This is a genomic window from Kitasatospora sp. NPDC057500 (genome assembly GCF_042802195.1).
Taxonomy (GTDB): domain Bacteria; phylum Actinomycetota; class Actinomycetes; order Streptomycetales; family Streptomycetaceae; genus Kitasatospora.
In genome coordinates, this window is sequence record NZ_JBHVER010000346.1 from 1 (window position 1) to 4,914 (window position 4,914).

Annotated in this window: 3 protein-coding genes; 2 read left to right on the forward strand and 1 reads right to left on the reverse strand. The window is 71.5% G+C overall.

Going from position 1 to position 4,914, the window contains the following annotated elements; all coding sequences use genetic code 11:
• Positions 1–159: 159 nt before the first annotated feature.
• Positions 160–3,135, reverse strand: a complete 2,976-nt coding sequence (gene uvrA, locus ACFU74_RS36045) for an excinuclease ABC subunit UvrA (RefSeq protein ID WP_380764352.1) — start codon at positions 3,133–3,135, stop codon at positions 160–162.
• 280 nt (positions 3,136–3,415) lie between these two features.
• Here uvrA and ACFU74_RS36050 point away from each other — a divergent pair, with 280 nt between their 5' ends.
• Both ACFU74_RS36050 and ACFU74_RS36055 read left to right on the forward strand, forming a co-directional pair.
• Positions 3,416–4,150, forward strand: coding sequence for a maleylpyruvate isomerase family mycothiol-dependent enzyme (locus ACFU74_RS36050; protein WP_380764353.1), 735 nt, complete (start codon positions 3,416–3,418; stop codon positions 4,148–4,150).
• Between the two features lie 48 nt (positions 4,151–4,198).
• Positions 4,199–4,852 (forward strand): MBL fold metallo-hydrolase, encoded by a 654-nt coding sequence (locus ACFU74_RS36055; protein WP_380764354.1) that lies wholly within the window; start codon positions 4,199–4,201, stop codon positions 4,850–4,852.
• Positions 4,853–4,914 lie beyond the last annotated feature (62 nt).

Genomic DNA, 4,914 nt, shown 5'->3' on the forward strand with positions numbered 1-4,914 from the left:
GAGAAGCTCTTGCTCGCCCTCGCCTGAGCCGGCACGGGAACGACGACTTCACAGGAACGACGACTTCCCGGAACCACGGACATCACGGGAACGGCGGACATCACGGGTACGACGACACCGCCCCCGGTGAGTCCGGGGGCGGTCGCCGTCGGGAGCGGGCTACTTCTTGGCCGCCACCGCCCGCTTGCGCGGGGCCGCGGTCTTGGCCGGCGCCTTGGCCGTCGCCTTGGTGGTCTTGGCGGCCGTCGCCTTGACCGCCGCCCTGGCCGGCTTCTTGACCGGGGCGTCGGCGAAGTCGCCCGGCAGGATGTCGCGCAGGAACTTGCCGGTGTGGCTCTCCGGGACGGCCGCGATCTCCTCGGGGGTGCCCTCGGCGACCACGCTGCCGCCGCCGGAGCCGCCCTCGGGGCCCATGTCGACGATCCAGTCGGCGGTCTTGATGACATCGAGGTTGTGCTCGATGACGATCACCGTGTTGCCCTTGTCCACCAGGCCGGTGAGCACCTTGATCAGCTTGCTGATGTCCTCGAAGTGCAGGCCGGTGGTGGGCTCGTCCAGCACGTAGACGGTCCGGCCGGTGGAGCGCTTCTGCAGTTCGGAGGCGAGCTTGACGCGCTGGGCCTCGCCGCCGGAGAGGGTCGGCGCGGACTGGCCGAGCCGGACGTAGCCGAGGCCGACGTCGTTGAGCGTCCGCAGGTGGCGGGCGATCGCCGGGACGGCCTCGAAGAAGCCGAGGGCCTCCTCGATCGGCATGTCCAGCACCTCGGCGATGGACTTGCCCTTGTAGTGGACCTCCAGCGTCTCCCGGTTGTACCGGGCGCCGTGGCAGACCTCGCACGGCACGTAGACGTCCGGCAGGAAGTTCATCTCGATCTTGATGGTGCCGTCGCCGGAGCAGTTCTCGCAGCGGCCGCCCTTGACGTTGAACGAGAACCGGCCGGGCAGGTAGCCGCGGACCTTGGCCTCCTGGGTCTCCGCGAACAGCCGCCGGACGTGGTCGAACACGCCGGTGTAGGTGGCCGGGTTGGAGCGCGGGGTGCGGCCGATCGGCGACTGGTCGACGTGCACCACCTTGTCCACCAGCTCGGTGCCGGTGATCCGGGTGTGCCGGCCGGGCACCGTGCGGGCGCCGTTCAGCTCCCGGGCGAGGTGGGTGTAGAGGATGTCGTTGACCAGGGTGGACTTGCCCGAGCCGGAGACACCGGTGATCGCGGTGAAGGTGCCGAGCGGGAAGCCGACCGTGACGTCCTTGAGGTTGTGCTCGCGGGCGCCGTGCACGGTGAGCTGGCGCTTCCGGTCCCGCCCGCGCCGGGTGTCCGGGATCGGGATGGAGCGCTTGCCGGAGAGGTACTGGCCGGTCAGCGACTCCTTGTTGCCGAGCAGCTGCTTCAGCGAACCGGAGTGCACCACCTTGCCGCCGTGCTCGCCGGCGCCGGGGCCGATGTCGACCACCCAGTCGGCCATCTTGATGGTGTCCTCGTCGTGCTCGACGACGATCAGCGTGTTGCCGATGTCGCGCAGCCGGACGAGGGTCTCGATCAGCCGGTGGTTGTCGCGCTGGTGCAGGCCGATGGACGGCTCGTCCAGCACGTAGAGCACGCCGACCAGGCCGGAGCCGATCTGGGTGGCGAGCCGGATGCGCTGGGCCTCGCCGCCGGAGAGGGTGCCGGCCGCGCGGTCCAGCGAGAGGTAGTCCAGGCCGACGTCGACCAGGAAGCGCAGCCGCTCGTTGACCTCCTTGAGGACCCGCTCGGCGATCTGCTTGTCCCGGGCGTTGAGCTTCATCGCGCCGAGGAAGTCCGAGCAGTCGCTGATCGACATCGAGGAGACGTCGGCGATCGAGCGTCCCTCGACGGTGACCGCGAGCACCACCGGCTTGAGCCGGGTGCCCCGGCAGGTCGGGCAGGGCACCTCGCGCATGTAGCCCTCGAAGCGCTCGCGGCTGGAGTCGCTCTCGGCCTCCTGGTGGCGGCGCTGGATGAACGGCACCGCGCCCTCGAAGCCGGTGCTGTAGGAGCGGTCGCGCCCGTACCGGTTGCGGTAGCGGACCTGCACCTGGTGCTTGTGGCCGTGCAGCAGCGCCTTCTTGGCGCGGGCCGGCAGCCCGGCCCAGGGGATGTCGGTGCGGAAGCCCAGCTCCCCGGCCAGGGCGTCGATCAGCCGCTGGAAGTACTCCTTGGTGTGGCCGCCGGACCACGGGTGGATGGCGCCCTCGTCCAGCGAGCGCTCCTCGTCGGGCACCACCAGCTCCGGGTCCACCTCCATCCGGTTGCCGAGGCCGGAGCAGTCCGGGCAGGCGCCGAACGGCGAGTTGAAGGAGAACGAGCGCGGCTCCAGCTCCTCGAACGACACGTCGTCGTACGGGCAGTAGAGGTGCTCGGAGTACATCCGCTCGCGCTCGGGGTCGTCCTCGGGGAGGTCGACGAAGTCGAGCACGACCATGCCGCCGCTCAGCCGCAGGGCGGTCTCCACCGAGTCGGTCAGGCGGCGCTTGGCGCTCTCCTTGACGGTGAGGCGGTCGATCACCACCTCGACGGTGTGCTTCTCCTGCTTCTTCAGCTTGGGCGGCTCGGCGAGCTGGACCGTCTCGCCGTCCACCCGGGCGCGGGCGTAGCCCTTGGACTGGAGGTCGGCGAAGAGGTCGACGAACTCGCCCTTGCGCTCGCGTACCACCGGGCTGAGCACCTGGAAACGGGTGCCCTCGGCGAGTTCGAGCACCTTGTCGACGATGGCCTGCGGGGACTGCTTGGCGATCGGGCGGCCGCAGTGCGGGCAGTGCGGCTTGCCGATCCGGGCGAACAGCAGGCGGAGGTAGTCGTAGACCTCGGTGATGGTGCCGACGGTCGACCGCGGGTTGCGGTTGGTGGACTTCTGGTCGATCGAGACGGCCGGGGAGAGGCCCTCGATGAAGTCCACGTCGGGCTTGTCCATCTGGCCGAGGAACTGGCGGGCGTAGGACGAGAGCGACTCGACGTAGCGGCGCTGGCCCTCGGCGAAGATGGTGTCGAAGGCGAGCGAGGACTTGCCGGAGCCGGAGAGGCCCGTGAAGACGATGAGGGAGTCGCGGGGCAGGTCGAGCGAGACGTTCTTGAGGTTGTGCTCGCGAGCACCGCGGACGATGAGGCGGTCGGCCACTGCTTCTGGCGCCTTTCTCCGGGGCGAGAGTGCTGGGAAACGAAAGGTGTACTTCTTCCAGGATGCGGCAGCCAGCCTACTAGCTCACGCGTTCGATTAACGACCATGTCCAGCCGGGTCCACCCGAACGAGTGAGGACGGCCTGCGGAGCCTTGACGCCCGGCCCGAAAAGCCCCTGCTCAGCAGCGGGCAACGGCGGTAGCGTCGTCCCCGGCGTCACCCCTTCAACGAGCGGAGCCCCGTGCGGGCAACGCGCCCACCCTCCCGGAAGGCCGATCCGATGACCGACCCGCAGTCCGCCGCCGACCGCGCCGCGCACCACCTCGCCCTGGTCGAGGAGGCCACCCGGCACCTGCTGCGCACCGTCGCCGAGCTCAAGCCCGACGCGGTCGCCGAGCCCTCCGCGCTGCCCGGCTGGAGCCGCGGCCACGTCCTGGCCCACCTCGCCCGCAACGCCGACTCCCTGGTCAACCTGCTGGACGGCGCCCGCACCGGCACCGACATCCCGCAGTACACCAGCGAGGAGGCCCGCGACCGGGGCATCGAGGAGGGCGCGCCCCGCCCGGTGGACGTCCAGCTGGCCGACCTGGGGGCCACCGGCGAGCGCTTCGCCGCGGCCTCCGCCCGGCTGCCCGCCGAGGCCTGGGCCGCCGAGGTCCGGCACCGCAGCGGCGCGGTCTTCCCGGCCTCCGACATCCCCTGGAAGCGCCTGGCGGAGGTCGAGTACCACCACGTCGACCTCGACGCCGGCTACACCCCCGCGCACTGGTCGGCCGAGTTCGCCTCCGCCGAGTTCCGCCGCCTCGGCGGCAAGCTGGCCGGCGCCGACCTGCCCGCCGTCGAGCTGCTCGCCGAGGACACCGCCGAGCGCGCCGTGATCGGCACCGGCGCCCCCGCCCTGACCGTCGAGGGCCCGGTCCGCGCCCTGCTCGCCTGGCTCTCCGGCCGCGCCGACGGCGACGGCCTGCGCCGCACCCCCGACACCGCGCTCCCCTGGCTTCCCCCGCTGGGCTGACGGCGCGAGGATGATCCTGATTCCCTGTAGCCGGACGAGGAGCGGACGATGACGTACCACGGAGCGGTCAAGGTCGGCGGGCCGCCGGACGTGCGCGAGCTGGCGCACCTGATCATCACCAAGGTGGCGGTCGGGCCGTACGACAACAACGCCTACCTGCTGCGCTGCCGCGACACCGACGAGCAACTGCTGATCGACGCGGCGGCGGACGCGCCGGTGCTGCTGGAGACGGTCGGCGAGAGCCTGGCCACCGTGGTCACCACCCACCGGCACCGCGACCACTGGAACGCACTGGAGGAGGTGGTCGCCGCCACCGGCGCCCGCACCGCGGCCGGCGAGCACGACGCGGAGGGCATCGACGTCCCCACCGCCCTGCCGCTCGCGGACGGCGACACCCTCGCGGTGGGCCGCTGCGCACTGACCGTCCGGCACCTGGTCGGCCACACCCCCGGGGCGATCGTGCTGGTCTACGACGACCCGCAGGGCCACCCCCACGTGTTCACCGGCGACTGCCTCTTCCCGGGCGGGGTCGGCAACACCTGGGGCGACAAGGAGGCCTTCGAGAGCCTCTTCCGGGACGTCAACGAGAAGATCTTCGACGCCCTGCCGGACGAGGCCTGGGTCTACCCCGGCCACGGCAACGACACCACGCTGGGCGCGGAGCGCCCCAACCTCGCCGAATGGCGCGCCCGCCGCTGGTAGCGGATCCGCGGGGCGCCGGGCCGGTTCAGACCCGTCCGGCGCCCTCGGCGGCCCGCCGCCTG